The organism is Aeromonas sp. 2MA4, from assembly GCF_029237305.1.
GTDB classification, from domain to species: Bacteria; Pseudomonadota; Gammaproteobacteria; order Enterobacterales; family Aeromonadaceae; genus Aeromonas; species Aeromonas salmonicida.
Genome location: NZ_JAACFY010000009.1, coordinates 154,147 through 172,795 on the forward strand (window position 1 = coordinate 154,147; position 18,649 = coordinate 172,795).

The following is an 18,649-nucleotide window of genomic DNA, read 5'->3' on the forward strand; positions in this document are numbered from 1 at the left end:
ATTTCCAAATGATTGATGGCGCCACTAGGCTGGTCTGCTCCCCCATAGGTTCAAGGTTTCTCTCATGCCCCACTCTCCTGCCGAGCCCTCAGGCTCCCACCTTGTCTGGTCGCTGACCTCCCTCACGGCCCCTTCCCATCCAGAGTGGCTGGAGCAGGCGCTGCAACTGGCCCTGCAGAATCGGCAGCGAGGAGGTCGCCCCTTCGCAGCCCTGCTGGTGCAAAATGACCGACTGGTGGCAAGCGCCGTCAATGCCATGCATCTGGAGGGTGACCCCACCCGCCATGCGGAGCTGGAAGCCCTGCGCCAGGCCAGCCAATCCGGGCCGCTGGCGGGGGCCATCGTCTACGCCAGCGGTCACCCCTGTCCCATGTGCCTGAGTGCGCTGGTGATGAATGGCATCCGCGCCGTCTATTACGCCTTTGATAACCATGATGCGGCCCCCTTCGGCTTTGACAGCACATCGAGCTATGACAAGCTGCGGCTGCCCCTCAGCCCGCCACCTCTGCCCCTCATCAAACTACCAGTCTCCCTCGGCGCCGCCGCGCTCTATGGAGACAACTCAGAGGCGGAACCAGCCCATGAGTAAGGACCTGCCCGCCAGGGCCCTGCACCACAGCAAGCAGGATCTGGCCCTGCTGGTGCTGGTGATCCTGATTGGCCTCAACCTGCGCCCCTTTCTCACCGCCATAGGCCCCTTGAGCCGCGACATTGCCGACGTGCTGGCGCTGGACATGGATACCCTGGCCTGGCTCACCCTGCTGCCCCTCTGGCTGATCGGCGTCGGCGTGCTGATCACACCTGGCCTGCGCCGCCTCACGGGCCCAAGCCAACTGCTGGGGGCGGCTCTCTTGCTGCTGGGGATGGGAAACGCCATGCGCTTTGATGCCCAAAGCGGCGCCCTGCTGATCGCCAGCGCGGCGCTTTGTGGCCTCGGCTCGGCGCTGGTGCAAGGGGTGCTGCCCGGCCTTATCAAGCAGAGCTTCGCCCACAAGGTGCCACTGGTAATGGGGATCTTCTCTGCCTGCATGATGGGAGGCGGGGCGCTGGGAGCCAGCCTCACCCCGCAACTGGCGGCAAGCCTCGACTGGTCGCGGGCGCTTGCCCTGTGGAGCCTGCCGGTGCTGTTGGCCATGGTCTGGCTAGGGTGGAAAGTCCGCCTGCCAAGCGCCGCCGTGGTGGCTATTCCCCACGGCGAGCAACGGCTGATCACCCTGCCCCGCAGCTGGTTGCTGATCGGCTGCTTTGGCATCATCAACAGCGGTTACGGCATCGTGGTCGCCTGGCTGGCGCCCGCCTATATGGCGCAAGGATGGAGCGCCCAGCAGGGAGGCGAGCTGGTGGCCTGGCTGGCGCTGGCCCAGACCGCCAGCGGTCTCGGCCTGCCACTGCTGGCGGCACGCAACACAGATCGCCGCCCCTGGATGGGCCTTGCCATCATCATGCAGGTAGCAGGATTTGGCGGCCTCTGGCTCGCGCCACAAGCCGCCCCCATCCTCTGGTGCATGCTGTGCGGCGCCGGGCTTGGCGGCAGCTTCTCCCTCATCATGGTGATAGCGCTGGATCACCTGCCCGACCCGCGCCGCGCCGGCACCCTCAGCGCCCTGATGCAGGGGTTCGGCTTTATGCTGGCGGCAACCGGCCCCTGGGTTGCGGCCCGCCTCCATCATCTGAGTGGCGACTTCGCGGCCGCCTGGCAGTGGCAACTGGGGGGATTGGCGCTGATGAGCCTGCTGGTGCTGCGCCTGGATCCCCGCCACTACCCCAGCGTAATGGGGCTGGCCAAGCCGGCCCCCAACCCCGTCGCCGTCAATTGACCCTTCTGCGTCAGTACATCCTCACCCCGACCGGGTGAGGATGTCTCCTGCCTGCCAGCTTCCTCGCTGACAAAGCGGTTGCCCTTCACCACTGCCAGCTGTGTAAATCATCAACAGATGATTTCATATCACATTGATTTTAAACATATTAACCGACCCCATATGGAGGGTTGCCCCAGTATTATGGACCGTTATGGTGAGGAACTCAGACGAGCATAATTCTCATTTCGTCTGGCAGGGATGATGTCGTATTCACCAAGGAAGATAACGCCACACACCAGTGGCCCTGATATCACCAGAAGGTAAAAACATGCGGAAAAATGCAAAATGGGCTTCTCTACTCAGTGGCTTGGCCATGTTAGGCGGTGTCATCTCACCGGCCATGGCTGAAGAGTCATTCAATCTGTGGCAGGAGTGCGCAACCCGCTGCAACCTGGACCTTGGCCAAGGTGTCAGATCCAGCCAACTCGATCTCTCCACTTTGCTTGATGAACAAGCAGAACAAGGCGTATTGCACTACTCCATGGTGCTGGGTGAAGGAAGCAACAGCCTCAAACTCGCCATCGACAATGTCCTGACCCTGCGCAGCGATGGCTCGAGCATCACGCTAACCAGCGCCACCGCAGGCAAGGAGCCTCGCAGTTACAGCTACCACAGACAGGGGAAGGGCAGTTGGTCCCTGCACTGGCTGGTGCCCGTCGGGAATGAAGCGCCCGCCAGCATCAAGGTCTTCTTCCATGAGCTGGATGCAGGTTCCGACATCAGCCACATCTCCCCCATCTACAGCATCGAAGTCAGTGACGCTCTGCTGCGCAACATGGCAAAAAACGCGACACTCTATGTCAGACATGTTGAAAACAACGAAGTCAACCGCACACTCACCCTCAGCGCTGCGGGAGTCGGCTTCGTGGCCGCGCCGACCCATCACAGTCGCCAAAAGCGCTGGAGCGAGTGGCATACCGGCAAGGTGCTTTGCCTGTTGGACCCGCTGGATGCGGTTTACAACTATCTATCTCAACGCAGCTGTAATCTGGGTGATACCTGGGAAGGCAAGGTTTATCGGATACTGGCTGGGACTCCGGCTTCTCACGACACCCATATTGTCCCTACCGCCATCAGCCATCGCCTCCATTTTGCCAAGGCCGACAGCCTGGCAGCCCTGACCACCCATCAGGTGTGTGCCATTCCGCTCGAAGCGTTGGCGCGCAGTCGTCAACCCAGAGGCTGGGAAGAACTGAGCCAATGCGGCTACCCGGTCCACAATCTGATCACCCTTTATGTCCTGACACACTTGCCATGGTCCCAGCTTGATTCCGTGATTGCCCAGGCGCTGAGCCACACCACTCCCGAGGATGGTTCAACACCCCGAGGGCAGCTGGCACAAGCCATCCGGGAAAACCCGGCCCAGGCGCGACTGGCCCTGACCATGGCAGCCGCCCAGAGTGACGCCTTTACCCGACAGAGTGCAGACAATACTCAAGAGCAAGCCGCCAGCGCCGATGTGGTCAATCTCACCTGTCCGGCGGCAGATCTCAATTGCCTTGCCCCGGCCGACAGTGCCAATGCCCTGCAAGAGCGAGATTATCCGAATGGTGCCAGCTTCCTGGGTGAGGGGGAGAGCGTCCGTTTTACAACGGCTGGCACCCAGAATTGGTCGATGGCCCGTCTTAGCCAGGCCCATCAACAGTTGATTGACAGTGGCTATGCCTTTGTCGGCTACCACGGCACTTTTATCGAAGCGGCCCACAGCATAGTGTTTGAAGGTGTTCACGAGCGCGATCAATCCTCGATAGCCCCCTGGCAAGGCTTCTATGTCGCAGGAGATCCTGCCCTCGCCTATGGCTACGCCCAGGATCAGGACGCAGATGAGCGGGGACGGATCCGCAATGGCGTCCTGTTACGGGTCTATGTTCCCCGTACCGCCCTGCCCCGTCTCTATGCCACTTCGTTGACACTGGCGTCCTCTGATGCTGTTGATGAGGTCAGTCGCCTGATTGGGCATCCCTTGCCGCTGCAACTGGACGCCATCACAGGGCCGGAAGAAGAAGGTGGACGCCTCGAAACCATATTGGGATGGCGCCTGGCGGAGCAGGCGGTGGTGATCCCCTCCACCATACCGACGGATCCGCGCAACGTGGGTGGAAACCTTGATCCTGCCACTGTGTTACAGGAAGAGCGCGCTATCAGCACACTACCAGACTACGTCACCACACCCCGCGACGAGCTGTAATCCCTGTATGCAGATACCAAAACACCGGCCTGAGGCCGGTGTTTTTGGGGATAACAAATGGGGAGGCTGACGCAGCTCAGGGTTACGCCTCAGCGCCCCTTCTTCTGGCGGCCGGACTGGCCGGCACGCGGTTTGGCTGCGGCCGGTTTGTTGCCCTTGTTGGGCGCCCCTTTACCTGCACTGCCTTTGCCCGCGGCGGCTTTACCGGTGCCGCCTTTGCCAACAGCCCCCTTGCCCACGGGGATCTTCTTCTCGAAGGCTTCCGGGCCCGGCACATTGGGGCGGCCGCCAATCTCGTGGTCATCATCCCGGCGCGGCTTTTTGCCTTGCGCCGCTTTGCCGGTTTGAGCAACAGCGGCTTTGGCTACCTTGGGCTTGTCGCCTTTGGCCGGTTTCACTTCGGAGGAGGAGTCCTCAATCAGCTTGAACAGCTCGATCAGCTCATCGTCGGTCAGATCGCGCCACTCGCCCACCGGCAACCCCTTGAGGCTGACGTTCATGATGCGAATGCGCTCCAGCTTGGTCACCTCGAAGCCGAAGTGCTCGCACATGCGGCGGATCTGGCGATTCAGCCCCTGCACCAGGGTGATGCGAAACACGAAGGGCGCCTCTTTCTTCACCTTGCACTTCTTGGTGACGGCCCCGAGGATAGGCACACCGGCCCCCATCCCTTTGATAAAGTCATCGGTCACCGGCTTGTCGACGGTCACCAGGTACTCTTTCTCGTGATCGTTGCCCGCCCGCAGTATCTTGTTGACCAGATCGCCGTGGTTGGTCAGGAAGATGAGCCCCTGGGAGTCCTTGTCGAGCCGCCCTATGGGGAAGACACGGGTGCTGTGGTTGACGAAATCGACGATATTGTCCTTCTCGCCCGCCTCCGTGGTGGAGACTATGCCCACCGGCTTGTTGAGCACGATAAAGACCAGGCTGTCGGCTTCCCGCGCCTCGATCACCTGACCATTGACCTTGACCAGATCCCCGGCAAACACCTGATCGCCGATCCCGGCCCGCTTGCCGTTAATAAAGACCTGACCCTGCTCGATAAAGCGGTCGGCCTCGCGGCGCGAGCAGATGCCGCTCTCGCTGATGTACTTGTTCAGGCGCATGGATTCATTAGCCAGCATGGGTCACCTGCCACAGGCTGATAGCCCCATCCAGTTGCACGGTTGCCGGTGCCGGCATCGTCGGGGAGGCTGTTTGCTGCATCAGCCGGTTCACTACGTCAAAGTTCTGCATACCATTCCATCTTCAAAAAGGCCAAGGCCAGCTTAACCATCAAAAAACGCCGATACAGTAGCATATTGCCCCGTCCAGCACGCCGGATACTTGTCACCCACTCCGGTCCTGTGTGCCTGGATCCCACTCTCATCACCGCATACCGCAAGCCTATTTCCTGATAACGCGGACCAGACGACGGGGTCAGGATCCAGAGGGCTGAGAAAAAAACACAAAATACGGTCGCAGGCCGGACAGAAAAACGGCGCTCGGCGCGGGCATGTAACATTCACACAATATGCAGCCCGCTTGCCATCACGCCACATCCTATAAAGAAGCACCTTGTTATTTATTAAATAAAAACGCATAAAAAGATTCAAATCTGCGCGAATTATCTTGCCATGACCCTGTCTGCATTCTGTCGTTTTCGGCGGCTAATCCAACAATCGTTGGCAAACTCGGTACAAGATAGAATTTTTGTCCGCATTCATCCCCAACACAAATCATAAATTTGGATGCACGGCATGCGCTTTTCTCTGGCAAGAGGCCAATTTCATCATTCACTACAGGAGTTACAGATGAGTCATTCCCTATCCCAGGCGGATTTTCTGGCCCAGGTGGCCAGCCGCAATCCCCATCAACCGGAATTTATTCAGGCAGTGAGCGAGGTGATCGCCTCCATCTGGCCTTACGTGGAACGTCACCCCCGCTACCTGCAACAGGGCCTGCTGGAGCGGCTGGTGGAGCCGGAGCGACTTATCCAGTTTCGAATAAGCTGGGTCGATGACAAGGGTAAGGTGCAAGTCAATCGCGGCTATCGCATCCAGCACAGCTCGGCTATCGGCCCCTTCAAGGGGGGCATGCGTTTTCATCCCTCTGTGGATCTCTCTGTGCTCAAGTTCCTCGCCTTCGAGCAGACCTTCAAGAATGCTCTCACTACCCTGCCCATGGGTGGCGGCAAGGGCGGCAGCGATTTTGACCCCAAGGGCAAGAGCGAGGGGGAAGTGATGCGCTTCTGTCAGGCGCTGATGCTGGAGCTCTACCGTCATCTGGGGGCCAATACCGATGTGCCTGCCGGCGATATCGGGGTGGGCGGGCGCGAGGTGAGCTACATGGCAGGCATGATGAAGAAGCTCACCAACAGCGCCGAATGTATCTTCACCGGCAAGGGGCTCTCGTTTGGGGGCAGCCTCATTCGCCCTGAGGCCACCGGCTACGGCCTGCTCTATTTTGTCGAGGCCATGCTGGCCAACCGTGACCAGTCGCTGGCGGGCATGACTGTCTCTGTGTCGGGCTCCGGCAACGTGGCGCAATATGCCATCGAGAAGGCGATGGCGCTGGGTGCCAAGGTGATCACCGCCTCCGACTCGGGTGGCACAGTCTATGATCCTGACGGTTTCACCCCCGACAAACCCGCCAGATTGATGGAGCTCAAGAACGAGCAACGCCAGCGTATCGCCGATTATGCCCATGATCAGGGGCTGGAGTATTTCAGTGGCCGCACACCCTGGCACCTGCCGACCCAGATAGCCCTGCCCTGCGCCACCCAGAACGAGCTGGGGGAAGAAGACGCCACCGCACTTGTCGCCAATGGCGTACAGCTGGTGGCCGAGGGCGCCAACATGCCGAGCTGCGCCGCCGCCATCAAAGTCTTTCATGAGGCAAAGGTGCTGTTTGCCCCGGGCAAGGCGGCCAATGCAGGGGGCGTCGCCACCTCCGGGCTTGAGATGAGCCAGAATGCCCAGCGCCTCTCCTGGACACGGGAGGAGGTGGATGCCCGCCTCAAGGGGATCATGACCAGCATACACGCCACCTGTGTGCGTTACGGTGAAGAGGAGCAGGGCCACGTGAACTATGAGAGCGGCGCCAATATCGCCGGTTTCGTCAAGGTGGCCGATGCCATGCTGGCGCAGGGAGTCTGCTAGTCCCGGCAAGGATGAGCCATCAGCAAGCATTGAGCACGACGTGCAACACCAGACGGCAGCCCATGGGCTGCCGTCTTTTCATGGTCTTGACGATCGCCCGCCACCTGTACTTATCACCTTGTTTACATTAGGCTTTAAGCCTTGCTTCAAGGTTTGAACTGTTCAGACAGACACGGCGAGCCAGCTTGACTGCGGTTCGCCCCGACCGCCATCGCCCAGGGATCACACCATGCTGGCTCGTACCCGTCGCCTCCTTCGCCGCTCTCTTCTGACCCTCTTGCTTGCGCTGCTGGTCGCTTGGGGGGTGATCGCCTACTTCGCCTGGCAGGCTGCGCCGCTGCAGCTGTGGCATACCTTTATTCCCCCCGAGCTCAGCGCCGACGAACTGGATAGCAGCGACTGGCCAGCCTATCAGGCCCGCGAGCAACAGTTGTTCGATCTGGTGGAGCAGGAGGTGGTCGCCAAGACGCCGCCAGAGCAACAGCTGGCGGGCAATCGCTACTATCAGGGCTCGCCCATCAATCCAGCCCACTTTCAAGACGACTGGAATCGCTCCTACCTGCTGCGCCCCGAGGGCGAGGTGAAGGGAGTAGCCGTGTTCCTGCACGGCCTGACCGATTCTCCTTACAGCCTGCGCCACCTGGCCCAGCGCTATCGCGAGCGGGGCTTTATCGCCCTTGGTTTGCGCATACCCGGCCACGGCACAGTGCCGGCCGGGCTGGTCAATATGGAGTGGGAGACCTGGCTGGCGGCCACACGACTGGCGGTGCGCGAGGCCAGAGCACAAGCCCCGGGCCCGCTGCCACTGCATCTGGTGGGGTTTTCCAACGGCGGCGCGCTGGCGGTGAAATACGCGCTGGATGCGCTGGAAGACAAAACGGGGACATTGGCAAGGCCGGATCGGCTGGTGCTCATCTCCCCCATGATAGGGGTGACCCGCTTTGCCCGTTTCGCCGGATTGAAGGCAGTGCCCGCCCTGCTGCCCGCCTTTGCCAACGCGGCCTGGCTTGGCATCATGCCCGAATTCAACCCGTTCAAATACAACTCCTTCCCAGTCAACGGGGCACGTCAATCCTACCGGCTGACCCACGCCATTCAGCAGCAGGTGCGCCAACTGGCGACCAGCGGTGAACTGGCGGCCTTCCCGCCGGCACTCACCTTCCAGTCTGTGATGGATTACACAGTCAGCACCCGCTCCATCATCGCCGATCTCTACCACTTCCTGCCGAACAACGGCAGCGAGCTGGTGCTGTTTGACATCAATCGCGGCTCTGTTTTCGGCCCCTTGCTCAACACAGCCTCCGAGCTAGCCCTGAGCCATCTGCTGCCGAGCCAGCCCCAGCCCTATGCGCTGACGGTGGTAGGCAACGAGGCGGCGTCCAGCCCCCAGACCCAGGCAAAAACGATGGTCGCAGGCAGCACGCTCGAGCAAGTTCGCCCCCTTGGCATCGACTACCCCAAGGAGATCTACTCCCTCTCCCACGTGGCGCTGCCCTTCCCCATGGACGATCCCCTCTACGGCATGGCGCCGCGCCCGGAGCAGATGAACCAGTACGGTATCAACCTGGGCGGGCTGGCCCTGCGCGGGGAGCGCGGCATGTTGATCGTCAATCCAGGTGCCCTCACCCGCACCTCCTCCAACCCCTTCTATCCCTATCTGCAAGAGAGGGTCATGGAGACACTCACTGCAACCCCAGTCACCCAGCCTGCAGCCGTAAAACCCGCCAGCAGCAGTCACAATGACGAGGCCTATCAGGCCGAGGTCGAGCAGTTTTTACAGGATGCAGAAGATAGCGGATCGCCTTTCTAGCGGATCGCTGGCAAATCGGCGCAGCAACGCTGGCGCGATAGCGATAACACAAGGGGCAGTCAATTGACGGCCCCTTTGCACATGAGTGGTCTGACTGCGCTCTTCAACATCAAGCAGCGCAACAGGTGGCGTCTCTCTTTCTTTTTTCTTTTCCTTGTCCAAACGTCGCTATGGTGTACTCAAGATGTTGTGAAATGTGATTGGGCACACAACTTCTATCAAAGCGATGGTGTCGAAAAACACCTGCAGAATCACAGCTTTGCTTCTGTCCCCCCCCTGAACTGTTAGCTCCTTCACAACTTTCCCTGTGCAGCCGCCTTTTTTCCATTTTCAGCCGGAAAAAACGCCCCCCCTTCAACACACTGTGGCCCCCCATACTGGCAGGCTAGTTTCCACTCTGTGCTCGAGGTCTTCGATGAAAAAAACGATGTTGGCGCTGGCGATAAACGCCCTGGCCTGCTCCTCCCTCGCCTGGGCGGCTGCGCCCAATACGGATCTTCCCCTGATGCCCTATCCCCAGGAGGTGAAGCTGGGCAAGGGGGTGCTGCCCGTCGATCGCCACTTCACCATCACCCTGAGCGAGGCCCGCTCCCCCTCCTTGCTGCAGGCACAACGTCGGCTGCAACAACGCATCGAACGCCAGACAGGCCTGTTTCTGGTACCGGGCGCCGATGGCCCAGGTCTAGAGATAGCGGTCAAGCAGGGGATCCCCTCTTTCCCGCAGCAGGAGAGTGAAGATGAGAGTTATCAGCTGCAGATCACCAAGCAGGGTGCCCGCCTTGAAGCTAACACCTTCTATGGCGCTCTGCGCGGCATGGAGACCTTCCTGCAGCTGCTGCAAAGCGGACCAGGCGGCTACTCAATCCCTGCTGTCACCATCGCGGATCAACCGCGCTTTCCCTGGCGTGGCCTGCTGCTTGATTCGGCTCGCCACTTCCTGCCCCTTGAGGATCTCAAGCGTCAACTCGACGGCATGGCGTCAGCCAAACTCAACGTCTTTCACTGGCATCTGACCGATGATCAGGGGTGGCGTTTTGAATCCAAACGCTTCCCGCGCCTTCAGGAGGCAGGATCAGACGGCCAGTTCTACACCCAGACCCAAATCCGCGAGCTGGTTGACTATGCCACCCAGCTCGGCATTCGAGTCGTGCCTGAGCTCGACTTCCCCGGCCACGCGTCAGCCATTGCGGCGGCCTATCCCGAGCTCATGACGGAGGTCACCGACTACGCCCCCGAGCGCCGTTGGGGCGTCCACAAGCCGCTGCTCGATCTTAGCAAACCGGCAGTCTACGACTTTATCGACCAGCTGGTCGCCGAAGTGGTCACCCTCTTCCCCGATCCCTACCTGCACATTGGTGGGGACGAAGTAGACCCCGAACAGTGGCAGCAAAGTAAGTCCGTACAGGCCTATATGCAGACCAACAAGCTGGCCACAACCCAAGAACTGCATGCCCACTTCAACAGTAAGCTGGAGCAGATCTTGGCCCGCCATGGCCGCAAGATGATCGGCTGGGATGAGACACTGCACGCGGATCTGCCCAAAAGCGTCGTCATCCAGTCCTGGCAGGGGCAAGATGCGCTGGGAGAAGCGGCCAGACAGGGCCATCAAGCGCTGCTCTCCACTGGCTACTACATCGATCAACCCCAGCCAACCGCCTATCACTACCGCAATGATCCCCTGCCCGTCCCACAACCTCTTGCCGATACCCCGCAGCCTGGCGAGCAGTGGCAAAGCTGGGCCTTTGAAGCGCCTCGCAAGCGGGGCAGCCCGGTCAGCGGCAGTTTCGCCCTGATAAGGGATCAGCAAGGCAAGCTGCGCGGCTTCATCGACTTCAAGGGAAAATCCCGACGTCCGGTACAGGATGTACGCGAGCACAACGGCATCACCACCTTCTGGATGGACAGCTGGATGGGCAAGACCCAGCCGCGCGTAACCCTCGCCTCTGGTACCCTCTCCGGGGTGCTGCAGGTGGCCAACGCCACCTACCCCATCACGGGCAAACAGATAGGTGGCAGCCAGATGGCAGGGACCAAACTGCCTGAAAACAGCTACCCGGTATTTCTGCAAGGGGATGAGACCCGCCGTGTGCTCGGCGGCGAGGTCACCCTCTGGAGCGAGCTGGTCAATGAGCAAACGCTGGATCTGCGGCTCTGGCCGCGCACCTATGCCATCGCCGAGCGCCTCTGGTCGGCGCAGGATATTAACGATGAAAAGAGCATGTATCAGCGACTGGCCTACATGGACCGCTGGGGCACCCTCTCCGTCGGACTGCAGCACCAGTGGGACGGCATCCGGAACATGATGCGGCTGGCCAATCAGTCAGATATCTCCCCCCTACAACGCTTTGCCGAGGCAGTCGAACAGGCCCAGTACTATCATCGCCACCACGAAAAGTCGGCCAATGAAAATTATGACCGCTACGATCCCCTAAACCGGCTGGCCGATGCACTTCCCCCCGAAAGCGCGACCATTCGCCAACTCGACGGCTGGGTAGATGAACTACTCGCCGATCCGGTGCACCAGGCGCGCCAGTTGGAGATCCGCACCCTGCTGCTCGGCTGGCAGGCCAATACCCCCGCGATGCGTCAGCTCAGCGCCAACAACCGGGATCTTGCCGCGCTCGCCCCCATGGTGGAACAAGTGGATGCCCTCTCCCGGCTCGGGGTGCGATTGCTTGACGCCAGGCAAGAGCAACAGCCGCTCTCTGCCGCCGAACAGAACGCCGCCCGCACATTGATCCGGGAGGCCAAACAGATCCGGGATGAGCTGGTCGTCTCCAGCGCCTATCCCATCGAAAAGCTGCTGGAGGCCAGTTAGCGAGCCAAAGAAGGCCATCCCGCCTCACCACGTAGTACAGAAAAATAGGGAGCCGCAACCAAAAGGGGCCGTCAATTGACGGCCCCTTTTGTTGATGATGCCGACGTGGGTGATGGCTCAGGGATAGATGCTGACTTCAATCAGGTTCTGATCCGGGTCGAGGAAATAGACTGACTCTATCGGCCCGCAGGCGCCGCTCTTGGTGACGGGCCCTTCGACTATCGCCACCCCGTGGCTGGCAAGCTGGGCGATGACCTGTGCCAGCGGCCAACGGGTGATGAGGCAAAGATCCCCCGCCCCCACCTGCGCCCGGTTGCGCGGCTCCTGCCCCGGCAATTGCAGATTGATCTTCTGGTTGCCAAAACGCAGCGCCCGGCGCCCTGCACCAAAGGTGATGGCCTCCATCTTGAGCACAGAGCTGTAAAACGTCACTGCACGTTCAATATCACTGACCGTCAATACCAGATGGTCGATGTGGCTGATCATTGCTACTCCTGGTGGTGATCTGGCTGATGTGACCTGCATATGCCCATGAATGCCCGACGCTTTCCACAACCGTGAGCAACCCCATCATACCCGGCAAGGAGAAGCGGATGTGTGTCGTGGCGCGCACAGACAAGCCAAGTGAGTATGTTGTCAAATAAATCCGCCTCACTGCACCGCGGCGCACGCTTTGTCGCGCTGGGCCAGTAAGGTCTCATCGTCACTGTCCATCACAGCCAGAATCGCCTGATTGCAGGCGCGCTCCGCCAGCTTGGCCGGACTCTGCTGGGCATCCCCAATCTCCGCAATCATTGGCCGATAGCTGATAGCCGCCGAGCAGTACATGGTGCGAAATTTGGGCAGTTGCCAGCTGCTATCATCCTGTCGAGTCAGATCATCGCAGAGCGTCTGAAACAGAGCAGCCGCCTTGACCGTACACTGGCTAAAGCGCCGTATCTACTGCTCATTACTAAACGCTAATTTTGTGAATTCACCACCTATGAGACTATAAAAGTAATGGTATGATAGGTACCAAATTAGTCCTTTTAGTTAATGACTCTTGATTACAAAAAACGCATTATATAATGCAGAAACATCTCGGTCGTTAGAGATTTATATTAGTTACCCACAATTCAGTTAGAGGGATAAAAATGAGTGAGTTTGATTCACACAAAATAAGGCCAGCAGGCCGCCATTTACTAACAATCGGTAGAGAGCTGATCCAAAATAGCTATGCTGCTGTCGTTGAACTAGTAAAGAATGCCTATGATGCAGATTCTTCAGTCGTTGACATTTGTTTCAAAGCAAAAGAAAACCAAGCTGGATATACTGTTACTATTGCAGACTATGGCCATGGCATGTCCAGAGATACTGTTATTAGTAAATGGATGGTCCCTTCAACAAGAGATAAATTAGAACGAAAAATCAGTCCTAAAGGACGAATAATGCAAGGTAGAAAAGGGGTGGGGCGCTATGCTGCTTCAGTTCTTGGCTCGGATCTTCTTCTAGAAACTGTCTCGACTGACAGAGAGAAAACCACGGTATTTATAGAGTGGGATAATTTTGAAAAAGCTGATTATTTAGATGATGTAGAAATCTTGATTGAAAGTGATGTTTCTGATGAAAATACAGGAACAAAATTAACAATAACAGGTAATGAATTATATCTTTTAGAATGGAATAAAAGTCAATTTGATAAACTCAGATTTGAGCTTAAAAAGCTCATTTCACCTACAGGCCCAACGTCCAGTAAAGATAACAACGAATTCAAAATAAACCTTAAGATTGTGGGTTTTGATAACTCACCTGACATTGATGAAGTAGTTGAACCTTATCCAATATTTGATCTTTTTGATTATAGAATATCAGGGACTGTTACTTCTGATGGGAAAGGCTTGTTAACATACTCACTTCAAAAAGCAAGAAATACTGTCGATGAAGAAGTACATATAACCTTGGAAAATGGAACTGGATGCGGAGAATTAACATTTGATATTAGAGTTTATGATAGAGAGATTGAAGCTATAGAATCATTAATCAGTCGAGGACTGAAAGATGAATATGGAAACTACGTAGGGAAGCTTCAAGCCCGACAGCTTTTAAATGAGTCAAACGGTATTGGTGTTTATCGAAACGGGTTCAGAATTCGTCCACTTGGTGACTCTGATTTTGATTGGTTAAAGTTAAATGAACAACGTGTACAAAATCCATCTCTACGTATTGGCAGCAATCAAGCAATTGGCTACGTACTTATTCAATCTGAAGAGCAATCAGGATTAATAGAAAAAAGTGCTCGTGATGGTCTGCGAGAAAATCCAGCATATGAGCAATTGAAATTAATAACTAAAGCAGTTCTAAGTAAGCTAGAAGAACGGCGTTTCAGCTATCGCCGTAAAGCGGGACTAAGCAAACCAGCATTAAGAGTGGAAAGTGCGCTGGAGAAGATATTTTCCTTTAACAGCTTGAAAGATGAAATTCGGAAGTCACTTATCGGTAATGGCATAACTGAACATGCCACAAGTGAGGTTATAGCTCTAATTAACAAAGAGGCAGAAGATAAGGCTCATGCAGCGGAAGATATTCGCAAAGCAGTTGCGACTTATCAAGGACAAGCCACTCTTGGCAAGATAATTAACGTGGTGCTTCATGAGGGACGTCGCCCTTTAAATTATTTTCGTAATGAAGTACCCAGAATATCCCGATTAAGAAAAAAATTCTCCGATACCGGCGCCATCAGAAATATAGATGAAATAATGTTGATTACTCAAGGGATTGAGTCTAACTCCATGGCATTATCAGACTTGTTTAAAAGATTGGATCCTCTTGCATCAGGGAATCGGGCCTCTCGTAAATTACTAAACATAAAAAAAGAATTACTTAGTTCTTTTTCTATATTTCGCCAAGAAATGGAAGACCACAACATTTTATTTGAAGTAAATTGCGATGATGATATTGAATTCCAAGCATGGAGCCAAGACATCCACGCTGTTTTCGCCAATCTAATTGACAACAGCATATTTTGGTTGAAAAAGGTGCCTTCGATTAGGAAGATAACTGTCGATGTTTCAACAAACAATGGACATCTTGCATATATTGATTTCAGAGATACAGGACCTGGCATAGAACAGTCTCATATATTAGATGGTAGAATTTTTGAACCTCAATTCACAACGAAGCCATCTGGAAGTGGTATCGGATTAGCAATTTCTGGTGAGGCAGCAGAACGAAATAATTTAAAGCTGAACGCTTTGGAATCATTAAATGGTGCTTATTTCAGACTACAACTTAAGGAGAGTGAAAATAATGACTGAAATTTACCTGTTACTTGTAGAAGATGATGATCAAGATCGAGATTCCTGCCTAAATGCTGCAAGTGATTTCGGTGATGACCTCAATTGCAAGATAAATGTTGTGACGTGTAAAGATATTGATGAAGCGATGACAGCCCTTAGTAGTTCATTCTATGATGGCGCTATTATTGATATGAAATTAGCTACAGTAGGAAATGAAGGAAACCAAGTTATTAAGCAGATTAGGGATGGCCTTAAAAGAATCCCTGTTGTGATTATGACAGGTACCCCTGATGTAGCTGAAACAGATGACTTCCCACTTGTAAACATATATAAAAAAGGTGAGACATTATATTATGATATAATAAAAGAGCTTTATGAAATCCATTTGACCGGATTAACAAAGATAATGGGAGGAAAGGGCGAAATTGAAAAATTCCTCAGTCACATATTTATTGAAAATCTTCTTCCTCAAAGTGGAAGCTGGTCTAGATACGGAAGTGATAACAAAGAAAGAACAGAAAAAGCTCTTCTAAGACATGCGCTGAATCATCTAATGTTGCTTTTAGATAATGATGTGGATAAATGTTATCCAGAAGAAATGTATATCTATCCACCAACATCTGATAGAATAAACACTGGTTGCATTGTGAGAGAAGAAGATTCTGATAAACATTTTATTGTCATGAATCCGGCTTGTGATCTTGCTGAACGAGATGGTGGTGGCTGCAATACAGATAGAGCTCTTCTTGTCGAAATACAAAAACTGACGGATCTATTCCCCAAATTTGATTTTGCTAACCTATCGAATAACAACAAAAATGCACTTGAGAAGATATATAAAAATAATAAATCAGGGTACTACCACTGGTTACCTAAAGTAGCCTTTTTTAATGGTGGTGTGATCAATTTTAGAATGATCAAGACCCATACAGAAATGGAATTAAATGACCAATATTTAAAACCATTAATACAAATATCGCCAGCATTTGTAAAAGACATTGTTTCACGATTCTCTTCTTATTATGCAAGGCAGGGTCAGCCTGATATAGATCATGATAAAGTAAATTTAACTACTAATACTCAGAGAGCTGAAGCATAAAGTATTTCATAGCATAAAATACTTGCACCAATTAAAAACGGTGCAAGTATTTATAAAATTCAATAAACCAGCCTCCCATTTTTTATCTCATTTCTATGAGAGAGTTTTAAATACAAGCTCCGCTATTTTTTTGGCTAGTAAAGGTGGAACTGCATTTCCTACTTGATGGTATTGCTGCGTCCTACCGCCTTGAAAGAAATAACTATCTGGAAATGTCTGCAAACGAGCAGCCTCTCTTACTGTCAAACTACGGCACTGTTTTGGATCGTAATGGATGAAATAATGTCCATCCTTCGAAATATGACTGGTAATTGTCGTTGATGGTGCATCAGCCAACTGAACTCTGAATCTGTCAGAAAATTGGCCTGATTCCCAGTTTTTGTGGTGCGGAGCAAGTCCTGGCAAACAGAAATCAGTTTGACCCTTTGGTGAACGCCTATATTCTTCCGCAAAACATGCCGCAAAACCATAGCGAGCCAGATCATCGATTCGATGACCTCTTGTTTCATGATTCAACCAGATATCAAGATTGGGATCAGAATACCAATTATCTAACTCACTAATTCCAGTGCTACCCTCTAGCTCATCAGATTTAGTCCAGCGCAGCCCACCTGTTTCTTGTGCATTCAAATGCTCTGCTGCTGCAGTCAATCTTGCTGAAAGAGGCATGATTTGCTTCGGTCCTATTTGTGCAGACACGCTAAGGGACATCAGCTTTTCTCTGACCGAAGACTCCCAATTCTCGTATGAATCACTCTGCTTGCTGAGCTTGCTTCGCAATGCAGGCATATTCCCGATGACTTGCTTGACAGTCACGGTATCTGACTTGGACAGCTTAGGCAGTTTCTGGATTTCGGTACAAACACGATCACTACGAATGCCTAACAAAATCACACGATGGCGGGCCTGCGGTATTCCATACTCTTCTGCCTGAATGATGAACTTCTTGGCATCGAGCGACTTGGGGTCATCACCATCCTGGAATATTTCGTCATTTACCAAGGAGACAATTTCATATCGAAGGCCGTCATCAGGCATATCCAAGGCCACATTGGGACTGGCCAAGTCACGCAAAATCTGATGAAAAATAAAATCTCCATTTATCTTTGAAGACAAAATTCCCTTTACATTTTCCATGACAAAAATATCTGGGCGATTTTTCTGGATAATCCGCAGATATTCTTTATAGAGGAAATGACGATGATCCTCTTCCGGCTTGTAATCTGATTTACCTTTGTTCCTTGAGCGTCCTGCAATGGAATAGGCCTGACAGGGAGGACCGCCAATCAGCACCCAGGGCTGGGACTCACTCTTTTTTTCAAAAGCCTTGGCTATCGCTTGATCAAGCTTGTGGTTGCCTGATTCGCTGCCAATCTCCAGACATAGCGCCTCTTTTTCAGCTTTTTCCCAGAGATCGATGCTGTTTTCCGTGAACGGACTATCGGCATCACCGTTGCAGAACTGGTAATAGTCCTGAATGAACTCGGGCCTGTGACTCTTGAGCAGTCGGTAGAATGCGCGAAGTTTCAATGTCTGGTGGGCGACGGGGTCCCTCTCTGCAGAGACCTGGATCTCGAATGCCTTGCCATCATTGAGAGAGGAGAAGCCCTCACCCAGCCCGCCAGGACCGGCAAACAGGTCGACAACGGGGATGGGTGGTGAAAAAGTGGTCATGTCGAATTACTGTGTTTTTGATCAGGCCGTAAAGATACCAGGAAGCGTGACGTCGAGGAAGCGAAAGCATGGATGTTGTTGATGCATCAACCCGTTCTGTGATGATGTCAGGCATCAGGGGCAAGAATACCCGCCCCGAAATTGTGCTGCGAAAATACCTCCACGCTCGGGGTTTTCGTTTCAGATTGCACGTGAAAAATCTTCCCGGCACACCCGACATCGTTCTCCCACGCTATCGACTCTGCATTTTCGTTCATGGCTGCTTCTGGCACCGTCATCTCAATTGTCCCTATGCAGCTACTCCAAAAAGCAACACCGAGTTTTGGCTGCAGAAGTTTACGACCAACACGATCCGTGATGAAAAGGCGGAATACATGCTGCGACAAGCCGGTTGGAGGGTATTCGAGATCTGGGAGTGCGGCTTGAAAGGAAACGATGACTCCACTCTGGACTGGCTATCCGCCACCATCAGGGGAGTCACGACGTCCCTGAGTTGGCCGGACTATCCAAACAGGTGATGCTGGAGTGAATTGTCTGCGAGGTAAACGTGACGCCCTCTACCAAAGGCTGTCCCGGCTGGTGCGAGAATAAAACCATTTCTATACAACACTTACAAACAAACGGCTCGCCAGTGGCGAGCCGTTTTCGTCGGGGTTAGCTGTGTAAACCCACCAGGTTGTTCACAGATTGAAGACGACTGATGGGGGGCTTATAGCCCAGACTTGCATGAGGACGATGCCAGTTGTACTCATGCAGCCACGGTTGCAGGTGTTCTGCCCGTTGCGC

The 18,649-nt window shown here is 54.2% G+C and carries 14 protein-coding genes and 1 pseudogene; 9 read left to right on the forward strand and 6 right to left on the reverse strand.

Features of this window, described 5'->3' with window-relative positions; genetic code table 11:
* Window positions 1–64 precede the first annotated feature (64 nt).
* The 3 genes from GWQ31_RS11615 to GWQ31_RS11625 all read left to right on the forward strand — a co-directional run bounded on the left by GWQ31_RS11615 (window position 65) and on the right by GWQ31_RS11625 (window position 4,047).
* Window positions 65–589: a nucleoside deaminase gene (locus tag GWQ31_RS11615; protein WP_275909405.1), complete on the forward strand. Its 525-nt coding sequence runs from the start codon at window positions 65–67 to the stop codon at window positions 587–589.
* Window positions 582–1,817 (forward strand): cyanate transporter, encoded by a 1,236-nt coding sequence (locus GWQ31_RS11620; RefSeq protein WP_275909406.1) that lies wholly within the window; start codon window positions 582–584, stop codon window positions 1,815–1,817. Before GWQ31_RS11615 ends, GWQ31_RS11620 begins: the two co-directional genes overlap by 8 nt.
* A 349-nt stretch (window positions 1,818–2,166) precedes the next feature.
* A complete protein-coding gene (locus tag GWQ31_RS11625; RefSeq protein ID WP_345893587.1) occupies window positions 2,167–4,047 on the forward strand; it encodes an exotoxin A binding domain-containing protein in 1,881 nt (626 codons plus the stop codon).
* Between the two features lie 89 nt (window positions 4,048–4,136).
* Here the strand turns inward: GWQ31_RS11625 and rluF are convergent, their stop codons facing one another.
* Window positions 4,137–5,171 (reverse strand): 23S rRNA pseudouridine(2604) synthase RluF, encoded by a 1,035-nt coding sequence (gene rluF / locus GWQ31_RS11630; RefSeq protein WP_275909408.1) that lies wholly within the window; start codon window positions 5,169–5,171, stop codon window positions 4,137–4,139.
* A complete protein-coding gene (locus GWQ31_RS11635) occupies window positions 5,161–5,283 on the reverse strand; it encodes a hypothetical protein (RefSeq protein ID WP_257978562.1) in 123 nt (40 codons plus the stop codon). The genes rluF and GWQ31_RS11635 overlap by 11 nt, the downstream gene beginning before the upstream one ends.
* A gap of 557 nt (window positions 5,284–5,840) precedes the next feature.
* On the opposite strand from GWQ31_RS11635, the gene gdhA reads away from it, so the two are divergent.
* The 3 genes from gdhA to GWQ31_RS11650 all read left to right on the forward strand — a co-directional run bounded on the left by gdhA (window position 5,841) and on the right by GWQ31_RS11650 (window position 11,815).
* Window positions 5,841–7,187 (forward strand): NADP-specific glutamate dehydrogenase, encoded by a 1,347-nt coding sequence (gdhA, locus tag GWQ31_RS11640; RefSeq protein ID WP_275909409.1) that lies wholly within the window; start codon window positions 5,841–5,843, stop codon window positions 7,185–7,187.
* 229 nt (window positions 7,188–7,416) lie between these two features.
* On the forward strand, window positions 7,417–8,997 hold the full coding sequence (locus GWQ31_RS11645; RefSeq protein ID WP_275909410.1) for an alpha/beta hydrolase: 1,581 nt from the start codon (window positions 7,417–7,419) through the stop codon (window positions 8,995–8,997).
* A gap of 415 nt (window positions 8,998–9,412) precedes the next feature.
* Window positions 9,413–11,815 (forward strand): family 20 glycosylhydrolase, encoded by a 2,403-nt coding sequence (locus tag GWQ31_RS11650; RefSeq protein WP_275909411.1) that lies wholly within the window; start codon window positions 9,413–9,415, stop codon window positions 11,813–11,815.
* A gap of 117 nt (window positions 11,816–11,932) precedes the next feature.
* On the opposite strand, the gene GWQ31_RS11655 is transcribed toward GWQ31_RS11650, so the two are convergent.
* Both GWQ31_RS11655 and GWQ31_RS21725 read right to left on the reverse strand, forming a co-directional pair.
* Entirely contained in the window at window positions 11,933–12,301 is a 369-nt protein-coding gene (locus GWQ31_RS11655) for a VOC family protein (protein ID WP_275909412.1), read from the reverse strand.
* 165 nt (window positions 12,302–12,466) lie between these two features.
* Window positions 12,467–12,763, reverse strand: a pseudogene (locus GWQ31_RS21725) (hypothetical protein); the annotation flags it as partial.
* 185 nt (window positions 12,764–12,948) lie between these two features.
* Between GWQ31_RS21725 and GWQ31_RS11665 the strand changes: the two are divergent.
* Together GWQ31_RS11665 and GWQ31_RS11670 are read left to right on the forward strand one after the other, a co-directional pair.
* Window positions 12,949–15,108 carry a sensor histidine kinase gene (locus GWQ31_RS11665; protein ID WP_275909414.1) on the forward strand — a complete coding sequence of 720 codons (2,160 nt, stop codon included), beginning with the start codon at window positions 12,949–12,951 and terminating at the stop codon, window positions 15,106–15,108.
* Window positions 15,101–16,189 (forward strand): hypothetical protein, encoded by a 1,089-nt coding sequence (locus tag GWQ31_RS11670; protein ID WP_275909415.1) that lies wholly within the window; start codon window positions 15,101–15,103, stop codon window positions 16,187–16,189. The genes GWQ31_RS11665 and GWQ31_RS11670 overlap by 8 nt, the downstream gene beginning before the upstream one ends.
* A gap of 93 nt (window positions 16,190–16,282) precedes the next feature.
* On the opposite strand, the gene GWQ31_RS11675 is transcribed toward GWQ31_RS11670, so the two are convergent.
* A complete protein-coding gene (locus GWQ31_RS11675; RefSeq protein WP_275909416.1) occupies window positions 16,283–17,863 on the reverse strand; it encodes a DNA cytosine methyltransferase in 1,581 nt (526 codons plus the stop codon).
* A 68-nt stretch (window positions 17,864–17,931) separates the two neighbouring features.
* On the opposite strand from GWQ31_RS11675, the gene GWQ31_RS11680 reads away from it, so the two are divergent.
* Window positions 17,932–18,381, forward strand: coding sequence for a very short patch repair endonuclease (locus tag GWQ31_RS11680; protein ID WP_275909417.1), 450 nt, complete (start codon window positions 17,932–17,934; stop codon window positions 18,379–18,381).
* A gap of 136 nt (window positions 18,382–18,517) precedes the next feature.
* Here GWQ31_RS11680 and GWQ31_RS11685 read toward each other — a convergent pair.
* On the reverse strand, window positions 18,518–18,649 hold a 132-nt coding region (locus GWQ31_RS11685), incomplete at its 5' end, for an integrase core domain-containing protein (RefSeq protein ID WP_265463081.1).

What these genes read in the sequence shown, in the direction of transcription:
- GWQ31_RS11675 (WP_275909416.1), bottom strand. Translation starts at nt 17,863, where the DNA reads ATGACCACTTTTTCACCACCCATCCCCGTTGTCGACCTGTTTGCCGGT.
- GWQ31_RS11670 (WP_275909415.1), top strand. Translation starts at nt 15,101, where the DNA reads ATGACTGAAATTTACCTGTTACTTGTAGAAGATGATGATCAAGATCGA.
- GWQ31_RS11665 (WP_275909414.1), top strand. Translation starts at nt 12,949, where the DNA reads ATGAGTGAGTTTGATTCACACAAAATAAGGCCAGCAGGCCGCCATTTA.
- GWQ31_RS11680 (WP_275909417.1), top strand. Translation starts at nt 17,932, where the DNA reads ATGGATGTTGTTGATGCATCAACCCGTTCTGTGATGATGTCAGGCATC.
- gdhA (WP_275909409.1), top strand. Translation starts at nt 5,841, where the DNA reads ATGAGTCATTCCCTATCCCAGGCGGATTTTCTGGCCCAGGTGGCCAGC.
- GWQ31_RS11650 (WP_275909411.1), top strand. Translation starts at nt 9,413, where the DNA reads ATGAAAAAAACGATGTTGGCGCTGGCGATAAACGCCCTGGCCTGCTCC.
- GWQ31_RS11655 (WP_275909412.1), bottom strand. Translation starts at nt 12,301, where the DNA reads ATGATCAGCCACATCGACCATCTGGTATTGACGGTCAGTGATATTGAA.
- rluF (WP_275909408.1), bottom strand. Translation starts at nt 5,171, where the DNA reads ATGCTGGCTAATGAATCCATGCGCCTGAACAAGTACATCAGCGAGAGC.
- GWQ31_RS11615 (WP_275909405.1), top strand. Translation starts at nt 65, where the DNA reads ATGCCCCACTCTCCTGCCGAGCCCTCAGGCTCCCACCTTGTCTGGTCG.
- GWQ31_RS11635 (WP_257978562.1), bottom strand. Translation starts at nt 5,283, where the DNA reads ATGCAGAACTTTGACGTAGTGAACCGGCTGATGCAGCAAACAGCCTCC.
- GWQ31_RS11645 (WP_275909410.1), top strand. Translation starts at nt 7,417, where the DNA reads ATGCTGGCTCGTACCCGTCGCCTCCTTCGCCGCTCTCTTCTGACCCTC.
- GWQ31_RS11620 (WP_275909406.1), top strand. Translation starts at nt 582, where the DNA reads ATGAGTAAGGACCTGCCCGCCAGGGCCCTGCACCACAGCAAGCAGGAT.